This is a genomic window from Kitasatospora sp. NPDC086791 (genome assembly GCF_040685975.1).
Taxonomy (GTDB): domain Bacteria; phylum Actinomycetota; class Actinomycetes; order Streptomycetales; family Streptomycetaceae; genus Kitasatospora.
The window spans coordinates 66,242-84,704 of record NZ_JBFBOC010000016.1 but is presented as its reverse complement, the minus strand read 5'-3'; the positions used below and the strand labels follow the sequence as shown (position 1 = coordinate 84,704).

Sequence of the window (18,463 nt, the reverse complement as noted above, 5' to 3'; positions counted from 1 at the left end):
ACGGATGGCGACCGAACGATTCCGAATCACCCCCGTCGCCCGCGTACTCCAGGTCTGCCTGCACCTGCTCGTGGCGGGCCTGCTCGGGCTCGCCGTCGCCCGGGCCGTCTTCGCCGACCACGGCGGCGAGCCGGCGGCCGTCGCGGCCGCGGCCACCGCGATGGGCGCCGTCTACGCCGTCGGGCCGCGACTGGCCGCCGTCCGCCGCTCGCGCCGGGCGGCCGCGCTCTGGCTGGCACTGCTCGGCGTCACCTGGGCGGGCGTGCTGCTGGTCACCCAGGACGGGGTCTGGCTGGCGTTCCCGCTGTACTTCCTGGAGCTGCACCTGCTCGGGCGGCGCGGCGGGCCGGTCGCCGTCGGGCTGACCGCCGTCGCCGCGATCGCCGCGTGGTCCTGGCACCAGCACAGCTTCAGCCTCGCCGCCTCGATCGGGCCCGCCCTCGGCGCCGCCGTCGCCACCGCGACCGTGCTCGGCTACCAGGCGCTCTACCGGGAGAGCGAGGAACGCCGCCGGCTGATCGACGAGCTCACCGCCGCCCGCGCCGACCTGGCCGCCGCCCACCACACCGCCGGGGTGCTGGCCGAACGCGAACGCCTCGCCCGGGAGATCCACGACACCCTCGCGCAGAGCCTCACCTCCATCCAACTGCTGCTGCGGGCGGCCCAGCGGGCCCTGCCCGAGCGCACCGAGGCCGCCGCCGGGTACGTCGAGCAGGCCCGGCAGGCCGCCCAGGACAACCTGGACGAGGCCCGGCGCTTCGTCCGCGCGCTCACCCCGCCCGCGCTGGAGAGCGACTCGCTGCCGGTCGCGCTGGAGCGGCTGTGCGCGACCACGACGGCGCACGGCGCGCTGCCCGTGCACCTGCACGTCTCCGGCGACCCGGTACGGTTGCCGGTCGCGCAGGAGATCGCGCTGCTGCGGATCGCGCAGTCGGCGCTCGGCAACACCGTCCGGCACGCGAAGGCCTCGCGGGCCGAGGTGACGCTCAGCTACATGGAGGGCGAGGTGGCACTGGACGTGGTCGACGACGGAGCCGGGTTCGATCCGGCGGCGGTCGCGGGCCGCACCGACGGGGACGGCGGGTTCGGGCTGCCCTCGATGCGGGCCCGGGCCCGGGCGCTCGGCGGCACCTTCACGGTGGAGTCCGCGCCGGGGGAGGGCACGGCGGTGGCGGTGCAGCTGCCGGTCACCGCGGAGGCCGGGTCGTGATCCGGCTGCTGATCGCGGACGACCACCCGGTGGTCCGGGCCGGGCTGCGGGCGGTGCTGGAGAGCGAACCGGACTTCGCGATCGTCGCGGAGGCGGCGACCGCCGAGCGGGCCGTCGAACTGGCGGCGGAGGCGGGCGTCGACGTGGTGCTGATGGACCTGCAGTTCGGGCCCGGCTCGGCGATGAACGGCGCGCAGGCCACGGCCGCGATCACCGCCCGGGCGGGTGCGCCGCGGGTCCTGGTCGTCACCACGTACGACACCGACGCCGACACCCTGCCCGCCCTGGAGGCCGGTGCCACCGGGTACCTGCTGAAGGACGCGCCGCCGGAGGAACTCGCCCAGGCCGTACGGGCCGCCGCGGCGGGCCGCTCGGCGCTGGCGCCCAGCGTCGCGGACCGGCTGCTGGAACGGATGCGGACGCCGGCGGCGGCGCTCAGCGCGCGGGAGACCGAGGTGCTGGGGCTGGTCGCCGACGGGCTGACCAACCAGCAGGTCAGCCAGCGGCTGCACCTGAGCCAGGCCACGGTGAAGTCCCATCTGGTGCACATCTACACCAAGTTGGGGGTGGACTCGCGCACGGCCGCGGTGCGGGAGGCACGGGAGCGGGGGCTGATCCGCCGGGCGTAGGGTGGGCGGGACCCGAACCTTCCGGCGGAGTGGAGGAACCCCGATGACCGTGCGACTCGACCGGCTCGCGGTACCGGTGCTCGCCGCGCCGATGGCGGGCGGGGCCTCGACCCCGGAGCTGGTGGCCGCGGTGAACCGGGCCGGCGGGCTGGGGTTCCTCGCGGCCGGGTACCGGAGCGCCGCGGCGACGGCCGAACAGATCGCGCTGGTACGGACGTCGAGCGACCGGCCGTTCGGGGTGAACCTCTTCGTCCCCTCGCCGCCCGGGGACCCGGCGGCGGTCGCCGCCTACCGGGAGCGGCTGCGGCCCGAGGCCGAGCGGTGGGGGGTGGTGCTGCCGGAGGAGACCGGGCCGGACCGGGACGACTGGGAGGCCAAGCTCGCCGTGCTGCTCGCCGACCCGGTGCCGGTGGTCTCGTACACCTTCGGCCTGCCGACGGCGCGGGAGGCCGCGGCGCTGCGGGCGGCCGGGACGCTGCAGGTCGGCACCGTCACCACGCCGGAGGAGGCGCGGGCGGCGCAGGCGGTCGGGATGGACGCGCTGTGCGTGCAGGGCCCGGAGGCGGGCGGGCACCGGGGCACCCACCGGGTCGCGGACCGGCCGGGTGAGCTGCCGCTACTCGAACTGCTGCCCGCCGTCCGGCGGGTGACGGCGCTGCCGCTGATCGCCGCCGGCGGGCTCGGCGACGGCGCGGCGGTCACGGCGGCGCTGCGGGCGGGGGCGGTCGCGGTGCAGCTGGGCACGGCGCTGCTGCGCTCCGACGAGTCCGGCGCCTCGGCGGCGCACCGGGCGGCGCTCACCGAGCTCCCGGAGACGATCGTCACCCGCGCCTTCACCGGCCGCCCCGCGCGCGGCCTGCGCAACGCCTTCATCGACCGCCACGGCCCGTACGCCCCGCCCGCCTATCCCGAGGTCCACCACCTCACCGCCCCGCTCCGGGCCGCCGCCACCCGCCGTGCCGACACCTCGGCCATGCACCTCTGGGCGGGCACCGCCCACCACCTGGCGCGGACCGGCCCGGCGGAGGCGATCGTCACCGACCTGTGGCGCTCCGCGCGGGGGTAGTGCGCCCGGCGTGTGGCGGGCGGGGAGTGTCGTCCCCCGCAGGAGTGGATTGAGGGGGAAAGCGCGCGGTAACGTATAAGAGACAACTTAATGTGACCGCATGTGGGAGATCACGCTCTTTGATTCGGTGAACGACTGGTTCTTGGACATCTGTCGCAAGGATCCGGATACGGCCAACCAGATTGCTGACGCGATCATGATGCTGGCGCGCCGGGGTCCTCTGTTGGGGCGTCCGCTGGTGGACCGCATTCATGGAAGCAGGCTGCACAACCTGAAAGAACTGAGGCCCGGCTCGGCTGGGCGCTCGGAGATTCGAATGCTCTTCGTATTCGACGCCGAGCGGGAGGCGATCATCCTCGTGGCTGGAGACAAGGGTGGGGAGTGGTCCCGGTGGTATGACGTCAACATCCCGCTGGCGGAAGCCCGCTATGAGCAGTACGTGGATGAGAAGGACAAGGGAGCGCGTGCATGAAGGGTCGTAGTTGGACCGAGGTGTGGGCTGAGGCCCAGCGCGTCAACCCGTGGCTGGCGTCGCCCGAGGCGGAGGCGGACCGGGCACGGATCCGGCAGGAGACGTTGGCCCGGATCCGAGGCCACGAGCTGGCCGAGCTGCGGAAGGCAGCCGGGCTGACGCAGAAGGAAGTCGCGGGACTGATGGGTGTGAGCCAGGCGCGGGTGTCGCAGATCGAGCACGGGCAGGTGGACAGCCTGGACAACCTCCGTGCCTACGCGGCCGCGATCGGTGGCGAGGTGGAGGTCGCGGTCCGCCAGGGCGAGCGGACGATCAAGGTGGCCTGACCGTCCGCTCCGCCCGTCCGTCGGGCTCCGCCCGTTCGCGGCCTCAGCTCAGCAGGCTCGCCATCCAGGACTCGATGCCCTCGACCGTCCTCGGGAGGGCGCCCGACATCAGGTGGGCGCCGTCGGCGGTGATGACGAGGTCGTCCTCGATGCGGATGCCGAGGCCGCGGAGTTCGACGGGGAGGGTCTCGTCGTCGGGCTGGAGGTAGAGGCCGGGTTCGACGGTGAGGACCATGCCCTCCTCCAGGACGCCGTCGAGGTAGCGGTCGGCGCGGGACGTGGCGCAGTCGTGGTAGTCGAGGCCGAGCATGTGGCCGCTGCCGCAGAGGGTGTAGCGGCGGTACAGGCCGTTGTCCTCGGCGAGCGCCTGTTCGGCGGGGATGCGCAGGACGCCCCAGTCGGCGAGGCCTTCGGCGATGACCGCCATGGCGGCGCGGTGGAAGTCCCGGAAGCGGGCGCCGGGGCGCAGCGCGGCGATGCCCGCGCTCTGGGCGGCGAGGACGAGCTGGTAGGCCTCGCGCTGGACGGGGCTGAAGGTGCCGCTGAGCGGGAGGGTGCGGGTGATGTCGGCGGCGTAGAGGGTGTCGGTCTCGACGCCGGCGTCCAGCAGGAGCAGGGCGTCCGGGTCGAGGGCGCCGTCGTTGCGGATCCAGTGCAGGACGCAGGCGTGGGCGCCGGAGGCGGCGATGGTGGTGTAGGCGGTGCCGTTGCCCTCGGCGCGGGCGCGCAGGTCGAAGACGCCCTCGATCCAGCGCTCGCCGCGGTGGTGGCGCAGGGCGGTGGGCAGGGCGCGGACGACGTCCTCGAAGCCGGTGGTGGTGTGGTCGACCGCGAGTTGCAGCTGTCCGATCTCCCAATCGTCCTTGACCAGACGCAACTCCGAGAGCACGGCGGCCAGTTCGCCGTCCTCGACGGTGGCCGCCCGCCGCCCGGCGGCCTGGTCGACCGCGGCGTCGGTGCCGGCCAGGACCCGGGTGGGCGGCTGGGGTCCGGAGAGCAGTCCGCCCAGGTCGTCGAGGTGTGCGGTGCGGACCCCGGTGAGCCGGGCCGCTTCGGCGAGGTCGGGCCGGGGACCGACCCAGAACTCGCCGTAGCGGCGGTCGCGGTAGAACTCGCCGCCGTCGCGCGGGGAGCGGGGGCGCAGGTAGAGGACCGGTTCGTGGCCTTCGGGGCCGGTCGGTTCGAGGACGAGGACGTGGTCGGCCTGGTCCTCGCCGGTGAGTCCGGTGAGCCAGACGTACGCGCTGTGCGGGCGGAAGCGGTGGTCGAGGTCGTTGCAGCGGACCTTGAGCCGGCCGGCCGGGACGATCAGCCGTTCGCCGGGGAAGGCGGCGGAGAGGCGGGCGCGGCGGCCGGGGAAGCGGTCGTACCCGGGGACGCGCTGGTCGGCGGGGAGCGGGGTGGCGGCCCAGCGGGTGCCCATGAAGGCGGCAAGGGCGGGGGTGACCGGGAGGTCGTGGCTCCCGGTGCTGAGGCCGGTCTGGCGGAGGGTCACCGGTGAACTCCTAGGTGGGGCTGGGGAGATGTGTGGCGGGAGGGCGGGCACGGACACAGCTCGGTAACGGGGGGCGTCACCTCTTGTGCAGTGCAATTTCACATTACTATGTTACGGGTCACACAGCGGAGCGGCCTGATCGGGCCCCCCACAGCGGAGTTGCACATGACCAGGCGCACCCACGCCGCCCTCGCGGCGGCCCTCGCGGCGACCCTCACCCTCGGCCTCGGGGCCTGCACGAACGACAAGAGCGACAGCGGCGGCGACGCGGCCCCCTCCGGCACCAAGGGCCCGGGCGCGGAGAGCGGCTCGATCGTCGGCGGGACCCCGGCCAAGGGCGGCACCCTCACCGTCCTGACCAACCAGGACTTCGCCCACCTCGACCCGGCCCGCAACTGGGTGGTGCCGCACATGGACTTCGGGACCCGGCTGCTCTACCGCACCCTGACCACCTTCAAGTCCGAACCGGGTGCCGCCGGCAGCGAGATCGTCCCAGACCTCGCCACCGACCTGGGCACGTCCTCCGAGGGCGGCAAGGTGTGGACCTTCACCCTGAAGGACGGCCTCAAGTACGAGGACGGCAGCCCGATCAAGTCCGCCGACATCAAGTACAACGTCGAGCGCTCGTTCTCCCCGGACCTCACCGGCGGCCCCGACTACGCGGCCCAGTACCTGGCCGGCGGCGAGAACTACAAGGGCCCGCTGACCGGCGAGCACCTGGCGAGCATCGAGACGCCGGACGACCGGACCATCACCTTCCACCTGAAGCGCCCGGTCGCCGAGTTCTCCGACACCGTCACCCTGCCGACCTTCTCCCCGGTGCCGCAGTCCCAGGAGAAGGGCACCCAGTACGACTCCCGGCCGTTCTCCTCCGGCCCGTACAAGATCGAGACCTACGACCGGGGCAAGCAGCTGGTGCTGGTCCGCAACACCAACTGGGACCCGGCCACCGACACCGTCCGCAAGGCCTACCCGGACAAGGTCGTGGTCACCCAGGGCATCAAGGGCGGCCAGGCGGACGACCGGATCATCGCCAGTGACGGCGCCGACGCCAACGCCATCAACATGCCCTGGATGCAGCACGAGACCGTGGCCAAGGTGCTGCCCAAGGCGGACGTCAAGTCCCGCATGGTGGCCGAGCGGACCGGCTGTACCGACATGCTGTACCTGAACACCGCCAAGGCCCCCTTCGACGACCCGAAGGTGCGCGAGGCGGTGATGTGGGCGGTCGACCGCGAGGCGCAGGTGACGGCCTTCGGCGGCCCGGCGGTGGCCGACGTGGCGACCTCCTACCTGCCGCCGTCGCTGACCGGCGGCGTCACGTCCGACCCGCTGAAGATCCCGGCGGCCGGCGACCCGGAGAAGGCCAAGGCGCTGCTCAAGGAGGCGGGCAGGACCGACCTCAAGGTCGCGCTCACCGTCTCGCTCGCCGACAAGACCCGCGCCGAGGCGATCCAGCAGTCGCTGGCCAAGGCCGGTGTCCAGGTCACCGTCAACACCACGGACCCGTCCGCCTTCGCCGACACCATCGGCGACATCAAGAACGCCCCCGAGCTGACCATCAACGGCTGGTGCCCCGACTACCCGTCCGGTGCCACCTTCCTGCCGTTCCTCTTCGACGGACGCACCATCAAGGAGAAGGGCAACCAGGGCAACTACAGCCAGTTCCGGGACCAGGCCACGATGGACCGGATGGACCGGATCGCGGCCATGACCGACGCCAAGGAGGCCGACAAGGCCTGGCAGCAGCTGGACCAGGACCTGATGAAGAAGGCCCCGGCCGTCCCGCTGATGTGGCAGCGCCGCCCCCTGCTGGTGGGCAGCAACGTGGCCGGCGCGTTCGGCAACTCCGGGTACGCCGGCATGATCGACCTCGCCGTGGTGGGCCTCAAGGACCCCGCCAAGGGCAAGTGAGGGACCGGCAGCGATGAGTACCACCACTGAGTCCGCCGCCGTGGCCGGGTCCACGGCGGCGGGCGCCGAGAAGAGCGCCGGGCGGGGGCCGTGGCGGCTGGTCCGGGACCAGCTGTGGGCCAAGGGTTCGGCCCGGTTCGGACTGATCACCGTCGGCGTGCTGCTGCTGTCCGCAGCCCTGGCCGGGCCGCTGAGCTCGCTCGGCGGCTGGACCCCCGAGGAGTTCGACAAGCGCGCCATCGACCCGTACCTGGGCGGCCTGCCCCGGGGCGACTTCGGCGGCATCAGCGCCCGGCACTGGCTGGGCGTCGAGCCGATCACCGGCCGCGACCTGTTCGCCCGGGTGCTGCACGGCGGGCAGGTGTCCCTGCTGATCGCGTTCACCGCGACCGCGGTCGTCGTGGTCACCGGCACGCTGGCGGGCATCGCGGCCGGCTACTTCGGCGGCCGCACCGACGCCCTGCTGTCCCGGCTGATGGACCTCACGATGTCCTTCCCCTCGCTGATCTTCATGATCGCGATGATGTCGGTGGCCAAGGACGTCAACCGGATCCTGCTGATCACCCTGGTGATCGGGCTGTTCACCTGGCCCGGCATCGCGCGCGTGGTCCGCGGCCAGACGCTGTCGCTCAAGCACCGCGAGTACGTCGAGGCGGCCAAGGTCGGCGGCGCCCGCTCCTGGCGCATCCTCACCCGGGAGATCCTGCCGAACGTCTCCGGCCCGATCATCGCGTACACCACGCTGCTCATCCCCGGCATGATCGCCACCGAGGCCGCGCTCAGCTACCTCGGCGTGGGCGTCCGCCCGCCGACCCCGAGCTGGGGCCAGATGATCGCCGAGAGCATCGTGCACTACGAGACCGACCCGACCTACTTCCTGATCCCGACCGCCTTCCTCTTCCTCGCCGTGCTCGCGTTCACCCTGCTCGGGGACGCGCTGCGCGACATCCTCGACCCCCGGGGAGGCCGGTCGTGATCCTCTACCTCGGCCGCCGACTGCTCGGCGTGGCGGGCATCCTGCTCGCCATCTGCGCCATCACCTTCACCATCTTCTACCTGCTGCCCAACGACCCGGCCGCGGCGGCCTGCGGCAAGACCTGCAGCCCCGAGCGGCTCGCCGACGTCAAGGCGGCGATGGGCCTGGACAAGCCGGTCTGGGACCAGTTCCTCGCCTACCTCGGCGGCATCTTCGCCGGCCGCGACTACGGCTCCGGCCCCAGCGCCGTGCACTGCGGCTTCCCGTGCCTCGGCTACTCCTACGAGTACGGGCTGCCGGTGTGGGAGCTGCTGACCGACCGGCTGCCGGTCTCCGTCTCGCTGGCCCTCGGCGCGGCCGTGCTCTGGCTGCTGCTCGGCCTCGGCGCGGGCGTCACCTCGGCGCTGCACAAGGGCCGGCCGATCGACCGCACCCTGATGGTGCTCTCGGTCGGTACCGCCTCGCTGCCGGTCTACTTCACCTCGATCATGCTGATCTGGGGCGTCGTCAGGACGGCCGGACTGCTGCCCTACCCGGCCTACCACCAGTTCACCGAGAACCCGGTCGCGTGGGCCTCCAACCTGCTGCTGCCGTGGATCGCCCTGGCCCTGCTGTACGCGGCCATGTACGCCCGGCAGAGCCGCAACGCGATGATCGAGGCGATGGCCGAGCCGTACATCCGCACCGCCCGGGCCAAGGGCCTGCCGGCCCGGACGGTCACGGTCAAGCACGGGCTGCGCGCCGGGATGACGCCGATCCTCACCATCTTCGGCATGGACCTCGGCGGCCTGCTCGCCGGAGCCGTCATCACCGAGTCCATCTTCGGACTGCCCGGGGTCGGCCGGCTGTTCTACGACGGCCTGGGCCGCTCCGACCAGCCCGTCATCCTCGGCGTCACCCTGCTCGCGGCCTTCTTCATCGTCGCGGCGAACCTGCTGGTCGACCTGCTCTACGCGTTCGTCGACCCGAGAGTGAGGTACTGATGGCCGGCTTGCTGGAGGTCGAGGACCTCAAGGTCGCGTTCGACACCCCGCGCGGTACGGTCCGGGCCGTGGACGGCATCTCCTTCGCCGTCGAGGCCGGGCGCACGCTCGGCCTGGTCGGCGAGTCCGGCAGCGGCAAGTCCGTCACCTCGCTCGCCGTCATGGGCCTGCACCGCGGCGCCGCCGTCACCGGCTCGATCCGGCTGCACGGGCAGGAGCTGAACGGGCTCGGGGAGAAGGAGCTGGGCGCCGTCCGGGGCCGCCGGGTCGCGATGATCTTCCAGGACCCGCTGTCCAGCCTGCACCCCTTCTACACCGTCGGCGAACAGATCGCCGAGCACTACCGGGTGCACTTCAAGGCCGATCGGAAGGCCGGCCGGGCCCGCGCGGTGGAGATGCTGGCCGAGGTCGGCATCCCCGAACCGGCCCGCCGGGTCGACGAGTACCCGCACCAGTTCTCCGGCGGCATGCGCCAGCGCGTCATGATCGCCATGGCGCTGGCCTGCGAGCCCGACCTGCTGATCGCCGACGAGCCCACCACGGCGCTCGACGTCACCGTCCAGGCGCAGATCCTCGACCTGATCGCCCGGATCCAGCAGGAGCGCGGCCTCGGCGTCGTGATGATCACCCACGACCTCGGCGTGGTCGCCCGGGTCGCCCACGAGGTGCTGGTCATGTACGGCGGCCGGGCCGCCGAACAGGCCCCGGTGACGGGGCTGTTCGCGCAGCCCGCGCACCCGTACACCCGCGGCCTGCTGGACTCGCTGCCGCGGCTGGACGACACCGACGACGCCCCGCTGCGGGCCATCCCCGGCAGCCCGCCGTCGCTGATCGCCCCCGTCCCCGGCTGCTCCTTCGCCCCGCGCTGCGCCCGCACCGCCGCCGCGTCCGCCGAGGAACACGCCCGCTGCCTGGCCGAGCGCCCCCTGCTCGGCCCGCTCGCCCCCGGCCACCAGGCCGCCTGCCACCTGCCGCTGGTGCCGGAAGGGGTGCTGTGATGACCGAACCACTGTTGTCTGTAAGGGAGTTGGTGAAGACCTTTGCCGGTCGGCGCAGCCGCACCGGGCGGCCGGGCGCGCCGATCCGGGCCGTCGACGGCGTCAGCTTCGACGTCGGCGCGGGGGAGACGCTCGGCCTGGTCGGCGAGTCCGGCTGCGGCAAGTCCACCACCGGCCGGATGATCGTCCGGCTGCTGGACCCGACCTCGGGCACCGTCACCTTCGACGGCACCGAGATCGGCGGGCTCTCCCAGGCCCGGCTGCGCCCGCACCGGCGGGACCTGCAGATGGTCTTCCAGGACCCGTACTCCTCGCTCAACCCCCGGCAGACGGTGTCCCGGATCATCTCCGAGCCGTTGCTGGTCCAGGGCGGGAGCGCGGCGGCCGCGCGCCAGCGGGCCGCCGAACTGATGGAGCTGGTCGGGCTGATCCCCGAGCACCTGGACCGCTACCCGCACGAGTTCTCCGGCGGCCAGGCGCAGCGCATCGGCATCGCCCGCTCGCTGGCCACCTCGCCGCGGCTGGTGATCGCCGACGAGCCGGTCTCGGCGCTGGACGTGTCCATCCAGGCCCAGGTGGTCAACCTGATGGAGCGGCTCCAGCAGGAACTCGGGCTGGCGTACGTGTTCATCGCGCACGACCTCTCGGTGGTCAAGCGGGTCTGCGACCGGGTCGCGGTGATGTACCTGGGCCGGATCGTGGAGATCGGCGACAAGGCCGAGGTGTACGGCAGCCCCGCGCACCCGTACACCAGGGCGCTGCTGTCGGCCGTGCCGCTGCCGGACCCGGAGGCGGAACGCACCCGGGAGCGGATCGTCCTCCTCGGTGACCCGCCGAGCCCGGCCGACCCGCCGCCCGGGTGCTCCTTCCACCCGCGCTGCCCGAAGGCGCAGGACCTGTGCCGGACGGAACGGCCGCTGCTGCGGATCGCCGGCCCGGGCGGGCGGCAGGCGGCCTGCCACTTCCCGGAGGCGTGAGCCGGGCACCGAAACCCCCGGTCGGGCGCGGCGGGGAACCCTTCGAGGGCCGCGCCCGACCGGGTTCCACCCGTGCCGGCGCCATGCGTGCCGGTGCGGGCAACGCCGGTTCCGCCCGTGCCCGCGCCACTCGTGCCCGCGCCGCCCGGCTCAGTCCTCCGGCAGCAGTAGACGCGGGCCGGGCCCCTCGGCGGCGAGTTCGTCGCCGGGGTTGAGCACCCGGCAGCGGCGCAGCGACACGCAGCCGCAGCCGATGCAGCCGGTCAGCTCGTCCTCCAGTCGCTCCAGTTCCAGCCGGCGGGCGCGCAGCTGCTCGGTCCAGCGCCGGGAGATGCGCTCCCAGTCGTGCTTGCCGGGCATCCGGTCCGCCGGGAGGCCGGTGAAGACCTCGGCGACCTCGCTGAGCGGGATGCCGAGCCGTTTGGCGACCAGGATGAGCGAGATCCGGCGCAGCACGTGCCGCCGGTAGCGGCGCTGGTTGCCGGCCGACCGCTCGGAGGAGATCAGCCCCTGGTCCTCGTAGAAGCGCACCGCCGAGGTGGCGATCCCGGCCCGCCGGGCGACTTCGCCGACGCTCAGCAGATCGACCGGTGCGGTGGTCATGGCGGCTCCTTGACTTCAAGTTCTGTTGAAGTCCTACGGTACTCGACATGACCGGATCAGTTGCCGCGAAGACCGACACGACCCGTGCTCGGCTGGGCAGTTACCCAGCGGAGTCGCCGTCCGGGGGAGCCGGCGGCGGATGGCGCGAACTCTTCTCCCGCCGGTACGCCGCGGTCGCCTCGATCCTGGCGGGCGGTGTCGCGCTGTACGCGATGAACCTCTACCTCACCGCGGCGCTGATGCCCTCGATCGTGGCCGACATCGGCGGCGACCGTTACTACGCGTGGGTGGCCACCGGCTTCCTGACGGCCGCCGTGATCGCCTCGATGCTGGTCAGCCGGCTGCTGGACCGGCTGGGCGCCGCCCGGGCCTACGTCCTCGGCTTCCTGGTGTTCGGCGCGGGCGCGGTGCTCAACGCGCTCAGCCCGTCGATGACGGCGCTGATCCTCGGCCGGGTGGTGCAGGGCCTCGGCGGCGGGCTGGTCGCCGGGCTCGGCTACGCCGTGATCCGCAGCGCGCTGCCGGAGCGGCTGTGGACCCGGGCGGCCGGGCTGGTCTCCGCGATGTGGGGCGTCGGCACCCTGGTCGGGCCGTCGCTGGGCGGGCTCTTCGCCCAGCTCGGGGCCTGGCGCGGGGCGTACGTCCTGCTGCTGGTCGCCGCGCTGGTCCTGGCCGTGCCGGCCCGCCGGGTGCTGCCCGGGCGCTCCGGTGCGGGCCGGGCGGGCGGCCCGGTGCCGCTGCCCTCGCTGCTGCTGCTCACCCTGGCGGCGGCCGCGTTCAGCGTCAGTTCGACCGTCCCGGGCGGCTGGGCGACGGCGCTGTGCATCGGCGCGGGCCTGGCGCTGCTGGTGGGCTTCCTGGCGGCCGAGCGGCGCGGCGGCGCGGCGACCGTCCTGCCCGGGCCGACCTACCGGGCCGACAGCCCGCTGAAGTGGCTCTACCTGACCGTCGCGGTGCTGTGCGCGGGCGTGGTCGGGGAGAACTTCATCCCGCTGTTCGGCCAGCAGCTGGGCGGCCTCGGTCCACTGGTGGCCGGGTTCCTCGGCGCCGCCGTGTCGGCGGGCTGGACCACCGCCCAGCTGTTCAGCGTCGGCATCGAGTCGGCGCACGGCCGGGCCCGGGCGATCCGCACCGCCCCGCTGGTGCTGTTGGGCGGCCTGCTGGCCTACGGGCTGCTGCAGACCGACCACGCCTCCGGGCCGCGGGTGGTGCTGTGGGCGGTGGCGCTGTTCGTCGCCGGCACCGGGATCGGGCTGGCGTTCCCGCACCTGAGCGTGGCGGCGATGCGCAGCAGCGGCGACCCGGCCGAGGGCGGCAAGGCCGCCGCGGCGATCAACACCACCCAGCTGATCGCCTTCTCGGTGACCTCGGCGCTGGCCGGCACCCTGGTCAACCTGGGCGGGGACAGCCCGGTCGACGCGGCCCGGTACATGACCTTCGGCATCGCCGCGATCACCGTGTTCGGCGTGGCCACGGCCGCGCTCACCGCCCGCCGTCTCGGGCGGTGAGCGCACCCGTGCCCGCGCGGCCCCGTGCCCGCGCGGCCCACACGGGCTCGGCCCGGCACGCGCCGGGCCGTGCCCGCGTGCGCGTGCGGGTCAGGAGGCCGGGCCGACCCGGACGGTGGTGATCCGCCCGCCCTGGGACTCCCGGACGACCTCGATCCTGGTGTTGGTGTCCGGCACCTTCACCGTCAGCTGCGGCGTGGCCGGGTCGGCGTACACCCCGGTGTGGTCGTTGAACACCGGCACGGCCGGCTCGGCCGGGATCCGCACCGCGACCCCGCCCTTGTGCAGGGTGAACGGCGTGGTCGGCTTGAGCGAGAAGGTGGCGTCGAAGGTCTGCGCCCGCCCGTTGACCAGCGTGCCGTCGGCGAAGCGGATCGGCGCCGGGTGGGCGTCGATCGGCAGGATCAGCCCGCCGCCGGGGTGGTCCTTGGTGTTGTTGTCGCCGTAGGAGGTGTCCCACAGCCAGAGCAGGACGCCCTCCTGGTACGGGTAGTTGTCGACCACGTTGGCCTTGCCCGGGACGCCGCCGTAGCCGAAGTTGTACGGCCCGGTCCTCAGGAACGCCCCGTAGCCGGTGTAGCGGCGGTTCTCGGCGAGGTAGGCGCGCGGGTGCTGCTTGACGGCGGTGCGGCCGGTGACGACCGTGAAGCCGTTGGCCGTCCAGCCGCCGGCCCCGTTCTCCGCGCCGTCGGCGAACAGCTCGGTGCCCCCGGCGGTGGCCCGCACGGCGTCCACCAGGACGCCCTTGCCGTGGGTGTTGCTGTCCGAGGTGACGTGGAAGCGCAGCCGGACCTGCTGCCCGAGGTAGCCGTCCAGCGGGATGTGCAGCTTCCGGTACGCACCGGAAGTGCCGCTCAGACCGGGGGTGTTGGCGCTGGTGGTGCCGATCGGCGCGCCGTCCACGGTGCCACCGAGGGCGGTCCAGTGCTTGCCCTGGTCGGTGGAGGCCTCGACGGTCAGGAAGTCGTAGTCCTGCTCGACGTCGTACCAGACCGCGGCGTCCAACGCGGCCGGTCCGGCGGCGGTGCGCAGGTCGACGTCCCGGGCGAGGGAGTTGTCGAGGTTGTCGCCGGTGTCGCTCCACCACTGCTTGCCGCCCTCGTACGGGTCGGCGAGGTCGGTGCTGGTGGTGCCGTCGGGCAGGTGCACGAGGACGGCCTGCGCCTGGTCGGTGTTGTAGCTGCTCACGCCGAGGGCGTGGCTGGAACGGGTCGCGGCCTGCGCCTCGTCGTAGTTGAGCCAGCCGAACTGCAGCTTGCTCCAGGCGTCGAGGTCACCCGGGTAGCCGCCGGTGGTGTTGGGGCCCTTGCCCAGGTACGAGCCGGAGGACATCAGCGACCAGAAGTTGACGCTGTTGTCGCCGCCGTTGGTCGGGTAGAGGTCGGGCAGGCCGAGGTTGTGGCCGTACTCGTGGGCGAACAGGCCGACGCCGCTGTTCTCGCCCGCCTGGACGTAGTCGTAGACGTAGAGGCCGGTGTCGCCGACGGGCGCGCCGCCGATCCTGTCGCCGGCCGGGCCGGTCTGGCCGGTCGCGTCCGGGAAGGCCCAACTGCGGTGCGCCCACAGCGCGTCGGCGCCCTGGGCGCCGCCGCCCCAGGTCTCGTCCACGCCGGCGTGGACCACGATGACGTTGTCCAGGTAGCCGTCGGGTTGGTCGAACCGGCCGTCCTTGTCGTGGTCGTAGCGGTCGTAGACGTCGTACTGGGCGAGCTGCGCCTTGATGTCGGCGGTGGAGCGGCCCTTGGCGACCTCGCCGTCGTACCAGGCCTTGACGGCGTCCCGGACGAACTCCTGGGCCTGGGTCCAGGCGCCGGAGCCCTGCGGGCCCTTGTTGCTGCCGTAGCGGGCCTCGTTGTAGGGGACGGTGACCCAGTCGCTGACGGTGCCCTCGACGTCGTACCGGCCGGAGGACTGGGTGCGGTAGTAGTTGCGCATCGACACGGCGCCGGGCGCGTCGTCGAAGAACATCTTCTGGTAGTACGCGCGGTCGAAGTCCGGTGCCCACAGCGTGTGGTTGTCGTCCGTGCCGGGCTTGGGGATCCGGTTGTGGCGCGGGCCGGGGGTGCCGCCGTAGCGGGCCTGGCCGTTCCACTGGGTGGAGTCGTCCACCTGGTCGCCGAACTGGGCGAGGATCACGAAGACCTTGTCCGTGCGCTGGTGCGCCAGTTGGACGTAGTCGTCGCCGATCCTCACCTTCGCCGGGGCCCGCTTGTCGGCGCTCTTGGCGACGGCGCCCTTGTTGAGCTGTTCCAGGGCCTTGCTGCGGAGCGCCTGGCGCTCGCGCTCCTGCGGGACGAGCGGTGCGGGCGGGGCCTCGGCGCCCTGTGGGGCGGCGTCGGCGGCCGCGGCGGCGGTGACGGCGAGCGGTGCGGGGGGAGCGGCCTGGGCGGGAGTGCCCAGCAGGGTGGCCGCTATCGCGCTCGTGGTGAGCGCGGCTGCGAGGGCCGCGGACAGTCTGCGCAACTGACCGGTCCTTTCCGGGGGATGGGGGTGTTTCGGGTCATCGGTCGGTGAAGCGCAGGTAATATTTCACATGTCACGGGTCACATGGAAGGTGTCCGGGGCAAGCGGAAGGGCGCCGCACCCGGAGGTGCGACGCCCCTGTCGGCGTGGCCTCGTGTCGTTTCGTCAGCGGTCCTGCCGCTGGTCGGACGTGTCGTCAGCGGGTGGTGTACTCGACGGCCACGCTGACCACCACCAGCACGCCGTACACCACCGCGAGCGTGGTCCGCCCGGTGGCGTGCAGGGCGAGCGCGGCCGTGCCGAGCGTCAGCAGCTTGAGCACGATCTCCGCGGCGAGCGGCAGCCGGAAGGCCGGCCCGCCCGCGGCCAGGAACAGGCCCCAGACGGCGGCCGCCAGGGCCGGTGCGCCGAGCCCCAGCAGCAGCCGGGTGCCCGGGCCGGAACCGGTCTTGAAGCCCCAGTAGCCGAGGGCCGCCAGCATGGCCAGCTCCAGCCCGAAGGCGAGGCCGGCGTTGCCGGCGGTCAGCGGGGTCCACTGCCGCTGTCCGACCGGGCCGGGTCTGTCGATCCTCATCCGCGCTCTCCCCGTTCGACCGCGCCGCCCGGGCCGGGTGGCGATCACGCGGAGTGTCGCAGTCCGGCCCGGGCGGCGCAACGGATCCGCCCGGGTGGCGCGACGGAGCGGCCCGGTGGGAGGATCCCGGCGCGACGGATCAGTCGGCGTGAGGGTCCCGGCGCGGCGGATCAGCCCAGGGAGTCCTTCAGGAAGGCGAGTTCGGCCAGGCTCAGCCGCTCGTTCATCCCGTCCGGGGTCATGTGGGTGACGCCCGGCAGCGGGAGCACCGCGTGCGGGCGGCCGGCCTCGGTGAGTGCCTGGGAGAGCAGCAGGGTGTGCGAGGGGTGGACGTTGTCGTCGGCCAGGCCGTGGATCAGCAGCAGCGGCCTGGTCAGGCCGGGCGCGTCGGTGAGCAGGCAGTCGCCGGCGTAGCCCTCGGGGTTGTCCTGCGGCAGGCCCAGGTAGCGCTCGGTGTACGCGGTGTCGTACTGGCGGAAGTCGGTGGGCGGGGCGCCCGCGCAGGCGGCGTGGAAGACGTCCGGGCGGCGCAGCACGGCGAGCGCGGCGAAGTAGCCGCCGTACGACCAGCCGCGCACGCCGACCCGGCCGAGGTCGAGGTCCGGGTGGTGCGCGGCGAGCGCGTGCAGGGCGTCGACCTGGTCGTCCAGGGCTGCCCGGGAGAAGCGGCGGAAGATCGCCCGGCTGAAGTCCGGGGAGACGAACGGGGTGCCGCGGTTGTCGGTGGTGACCACGGCGAAGCCCTGGTCGGCCCACCACTGGCGGAGCTGCCAGCGGCGCGGTTCGGCGGCCACGGCCTGGTGGCCGGGCCCGCCGTAGACGTCCAGCAGGACGGGCAGCCGGCGGCCGGGGACGTGGTCGCGCGGGTACACCAGCGCGGTCGGCAGACCGCGGTCGGTCACCCGGGCGAGCAACGGGCTGACCCGGTACGGCAGTTCGGCGCCGAGGTCGGTGAGCGGCAGCTCACGGCCGGCGCGCAGGACGCGGCGGAGGACCCCGTCGGCGGAGGCCGAGGTGAGCAGCAGGGTGTCGGCGGCGGCGAGGGCGGAGTGCACGCCGGGGCCGGTGGTGAGGAGTTCGGGTGCGCCGCCGTCCGGGTCGATCAGGTGGACGTACTGGTCGGCGGGGTCGCCCTGGCCGGTCTCGCAGAGCAGTCGGCCGTGCAGCCGCCCGACCACCCGGCGGATCTGCAGCCCGGTGGTGTCCAGCGGCTTGCCGTCCAGGGCGAGGCCGCGGGCCTGCGGCGTGTCGTGGACGGTGAGCAGTCGGCCGTCGGGCAGCCGGTCGGGGGTGCCGGGCAGCTCGTCCACCCAGAACTCGTCGGTGGTGCGGGAGAGTTCGCGGGTCACGCCGGTCGCCGGGTCGGCGCCGAGCAGCAGCACGTTCTGCTGCGGCCGGTCGGCGACGGTGAGCAGCACCTCGTGGTCGGAGGCCCAGGTGGCGGCGCAGAGGTACGGGAACTCGTCGGCGTCCCAGCGCAATTGGATCCGGCTGCCGTCGAGGCCGAGGACCCAGAGCTGGACGTCCGCGTTGGGGCCGCCGGCCTGCGGGTAGGCGAAATCCTCGGGCGCCTCGGCGGGGCGGGCCGGGTCGGCGAAGTGGCGCCGGGGGAGGGCGGATTCGTCCACCCGGGCGGCCAGCAGCGCGCCGCCGTCCGGGCGCCACCAGTGGCCCCGGGTGCGGCCGAGCTCCTCGGCGGCGGCGAACTCGGCGACGCCCCAGCGGGCGCCGTCGGCGGGGGAGAGCGGTTCGAGGCCGGGGGTGACGTACAGGGCGTCGTCGGCGACGTAGGCGACGCGCTGGCCGGTGGTGTCCGGGCGGGGGTCGAACGCGGGCCCGGCGACCGGGAGTTCGTCGCTGGTGCCGGCGGCGGTGTCGGTGCGGAACAGCCGGCCGTCGAGGGTGAAGACGGCGATCGCGAGGTCGGCGGTGGCCGCGTAGGTGCCGATGCCGGCGGCGACCAGCCGGGTGCGCTCGCGCAGGCGGCGCTCGACGGCGGGCAGGTCGTCACGGCGGCCGGTGCGGCCGGGCAGCAGCGCGGCCGGATCGGCGACCGGTCGTTCCTCGCCGGTGGGGATGTCGAGGAGGTGGAGGCGGTCGACCGGGTCCTCGGGGCCGGTCGAGCGGAGCAGCAGCAGCCGGGTACCGTCCTCGGCGAGGGTGTACGCGCGCGGCGCGCCGTGGCCGAACCGGCCGGTTCGGGCGCTGAGGGCAAGGAAGGCGTCGGTGATGGTCACGGCCCGATCGTGGTCGCGCGGTGCGCGCCCCG

At 73.6% G+C, this 18,463-nt stretch carries 16 protein-coding genes; 11 read left to right on the top strand and 5 right to left on the bottom strand.

Annotation, left to right across the window (positions count from 1 at the left end; translation table 11 throughout):
* Positions 1-4: 4 nt before the first annotated feature.
* The 5 genes from AB0Q99_RS21610 to AB0Q99_RS21590 all read left to right on the top strand — a co-directional run bounded on the left by AB0Q99_RS21610 (position 5) and on the right by AB0Q99_RS21590 (position 3,703).
* The gene (locus AB0Q99_RS21610) at positions 5-1,210 is read left to right on the top strand and encodes a sensor histidine kinase (protein ID WP_363574119.1); all 1,206 of its coding nucleotides are present in this window, start codon (positions 5-7) and stop codon (positions 1,208-1,210) included.
* On the top strand, positions 1,207-1,839 hold the full coding sequence (locus tag AB0Q99_RS21605; RefSeq protein WP_363574117.1) for a response regulator transcription factor: 633 nt from the start codon (positions 1,207-1,209) through the stop codon (positions 1,837-1,839). Before AB0Q99_RS21610 ends, AB0Q99_RS21605 begins: the two co-directional genes overlap by 4 nt.
* Before the next feature lie 43 nt (positions 1,840-1,882).
* Positions 1,883-2,905: a nitronate monooxygenase gene (locus AB0Q99_RS21600; protein WP_363574115.1), complete on the top strand. Its 1,023-nt coding sequence runs from the start codon at positions 1,883-1,885 to the stop codon at positions 2,903-2,905.
* Between the two features lie 100 nt (positions 2,906-3,005).
* The gene (locus tag AB0Q99_RS21595; RefSeq protein ID WP_363574113.1) at positions 3,006-3,377 is read left to right on the top strand and encodes a type II toxin-antitoxin system RelE/ParE family toxin; all 372 of its coding nucleotides are present in this window, start codon (positions 3,006-3,008) and stop codon (positions 3,375-3,377) included.
* Positions 3,374-3,703, top strand: a complete 330-nt coding sequence (locus tag AB0Q99_RS21590) for a helix-turn-helix transcriptional regulator (RefSeq protein WP_363574111.1) — start codon at positions 3,374-3,376, stop codon at positions 3,701-3,703. The genes AB0Q99_RS21595 and AB0Q99_RS21590 overlap by 4 nt, the downstream gene beginning before the upstream one ends.
* A gap of 43 nt (positions 3,704-3,746) precedes the next feature.
* Here the strand turns inward: AB0Q99_RS21590 and AB0Q99_RS21585 are convergent, their stop codons facing one another.
* A complete protein-coding gene (locus tag AB0Q99_RS21585) occupies positions 3,747-5,198 on the bottom strand; it encodes an aminopeptidase P family protein (protein ID WP_363574109.1) in 1,452 nt (483 codons plus the stop codon).
* 165 nt (positions 5,199-5,363) lie between these two features.
* Here AB0Q99_RS21585 and AB0Q99_RS21580 point away from each other — a divergent pair, with 165 nt between their 5' ends.
* The 5 genes from AB0Q99_RS21580 to AB0Q99_RS21560 are packed head-to-tail and all read left to right on the top strand — an operon-like array spanning position 5,364 to position 11,046.
* Positions 5,364-7,112 carry an ABC transporter substrate-binding protein gene (locus tag AB0Q99_RS21580; protein ID WP_363574108.1) on the top strand — a complete coding sequence of 583 codons (1,749 nt, stop codon included), beginning with the start codon at positions 5,364-5,366 and terminating at the stop codon, positions 7,110-7,112.
* A gap of 13 nt (positions 7,113-7,125) precedes the next feature.
* On the top strand, positions 7,126-8,088 hold the full coding sequence (locus AB0Q99_RS21575) for an ABC transporter permease (RefSeq protein WP_363574106.1): 963 nt from the start codon (positions 7,126-7,128) through the stop codon (positions 8,086-8,088).
* On the top strand, positions 8,085-9,071 hold the full coding sequence (locus AB0Q99_RS21570; protein WP_363574104.1) for an ABC transporter permease: 987 nt from the start codon (positions 8,085-8,087) through the stop codon (positions 9,069-9,071). Before AB0Q99_RS21575 ends, AB0Q99_RS21570 begins: the two co-directional genes overlap by 4 nt.
* Positions 9,071-10,069, top strand: coding sequence for an ABC transporter ATP-binding protein (locus tag AB0Q99_RS21565; RefSeq protein ID WP_363574102.1), 999 nt, complete (start codon positions 9,071-9,073; stop codon positions 10,067-10,069). The genes AB0Q99_RS21570 and AB0Q99_RS21565 overlap by 1 nt, the downstream gene beginning before the upstream one ends.
* A complete protein-coding gene (locus AB0Q99_RS21560) occupies positions 10,069-11,046 on the top strand; it encodes an oligopeptide/dipeptide ABC transporter ATP-binding protein (RefSeq protein WP_363574100.1) in 978 nt (325 codons plus the stop codon). Before AB0Q99_RS21565 ends, AB0Q99_RS21560 begins: the two co-directional genes overlap by 1 nt.
* A gap of 150 nt (positions 11,047-11,196) precedes the next feature.
* Here the strand turns inward: AB0Q99_RS21560 and soxR are convergent, their stop codons facing one another.
* Positions 11,197-11,649 (bottom strand): redox-sensitive transcriptional activator SoxR, encoded by a 453-nt coding sequence (gene soxR, locus AB0Q99_RS21555; RefSeq protein ID WP_363574098.1) that lies wholly within the window; start codon positions 11,647-11,649, stop codon positions 11,197-11,199.
* 47 nt (positions 11,650-11,696) lie between these two features.
* On the opposite strand from soxR, the gene AB0Q99_RS21550 reads away from it, so the two are divergent.
* On the top strand, positions 11,697-13,157 hold the full coding sequence (locus tag AB0Q99_RS21550; RefSeq protein WP_363574096.1) for an MFS transporter: 1,461 nt from the start codon (positions 11,697-11,699) through the stop codon (positions 13,155-13,157).
* Positions 13,158-13,247: 90 nt separating this feature from the next.
* Here AB0Q99_RS21550 and AB0Q99_RS21545 read toward each other — a convergent pair whose 3' ends face one another.
* The 3 genes from AB0Q99_RS21545 to AB0Q99_RS21535 all read right to left on the bottom strand — a co-directional run bounded on the left by AB0Q99_RS21545 (position 13,248) and on the right by AB0Q99_RS21535 (position 18,431).
* Positions 13,248-15,620, bottom strand: coding sequence for an immune inhibitor A domain-containing protein (locus tag AB0Q99_RS21545; RefSeq protein ID WP_363574094.1), 2,373 nt, complete (start codon positions 15,618-15,620; stop codon positions 13,248-13,250).
* A gap of 196 nt (positions 15,621-15,816) precedes the next feature.
* On the bottom strand, positions 15,817-16,194 hold the full coding sequence (locus AB0Q99_RS21540; RefSeq protein WP_363574092.1) for a YrdB family protein: 378 nt from the start codon (positions 16,192-16,194) through the stop codon (positions 15,817-15,819).
* A 170-nt stretch (positions 16,195-16,364) separates the two neighbouring features.
* Positions 16,365-18,431 carry a prolyl oligopeptidase family serine peptidase gene (locus tag AB0Q99_RS21535; protein WP_363574090.1) on the bottom strand — a complete coding sequence of 689 codons (2,067 nt, stop codon included), beginning with the start codon at positions 18,429-18,431 and terminating at the stop codon, positions 16,365-16,367.
* Between the last annotated feature and the right edge of the window lie 32 nt (positions 18,432-18,463).

Coding starts and splice junctions, on each gene's coding strand:
- AB0Q99_RS21610 (WP_363574119.1), top strand. CDS start 5: ATGGCGACCGAACGATTCCGAATCACCCCCGTCGCCCGCGTACTCCAG.
- AB0Q99_RS21600 (WP_363574115.1), top strand. CDS start 1,883: ATGACCGTGCGACTCGACCGGCTCGCGGTACCGGTGCTCGCCGCGCCG.
- AB0Q99_RS21595 (WP_363574113.1), top strand. CDS start 3,006: ATGTGGGAGATCACGCTCTTTGATTCGGTGAACGACTGGTTCTTGGAC.
- AB0Q99_RS21590 (WP_363574111.1), top strand. CDS start 3,374: ATGAAGGGTCGTAGTTGGACCGAGGTGTGGGCTGAGGCCCAGCGCGTC.
- AB0Q99_RS21580 (WP_363574108.1), top strand. CDS start 5,364: ATGACCAGGCGCACCCACGCCGCCCTCGCGGCGGCCCTCGCGGCGACC.
- AB0Q99_RS21575 (WP_363574106.1), top strand. CDS start 7,126: ATGAGTACCACCACTGAGTCCGCCGCCGTGGCCGGGTCCACGGCGGCG.
- AB0Q99_RS21565 (WP_363574102.1), top strand. CDS start 9,071: ATGGCCGGCTTGCTGGAGGTCGAGGACCTCAAGGTCGCGTTCGACACC.
- AB0Q99_RS21560 (WP_363574100.1), top strand. CDS start 10,069: ATGACCGAACCACTGTTGTCTGTAAGGGAGTTGGTGAAGACCTTTGCC.
- soxR (WP_363574098.1), bottom strand. CDS start 11,649: ATGACCACCGCACCGGTCGATCTGCTGAGCGTCGGCGAAGTCGCCCGG.
- AB0Q99_RS21550 (WP_363574096.1), top strand. CDS start 11,697: ATGACCGGATCAGTTGCCGCGAAGACCGACACGACCCGTGCTCGGCTG.
- AB0Q99_RS21540 (WP_363574092.1), bottom strand. CDS start 16,194: ATGAGGATCGACAGACCCGGCCCGGTCGGACAGCGGCAGTGGACCCCG.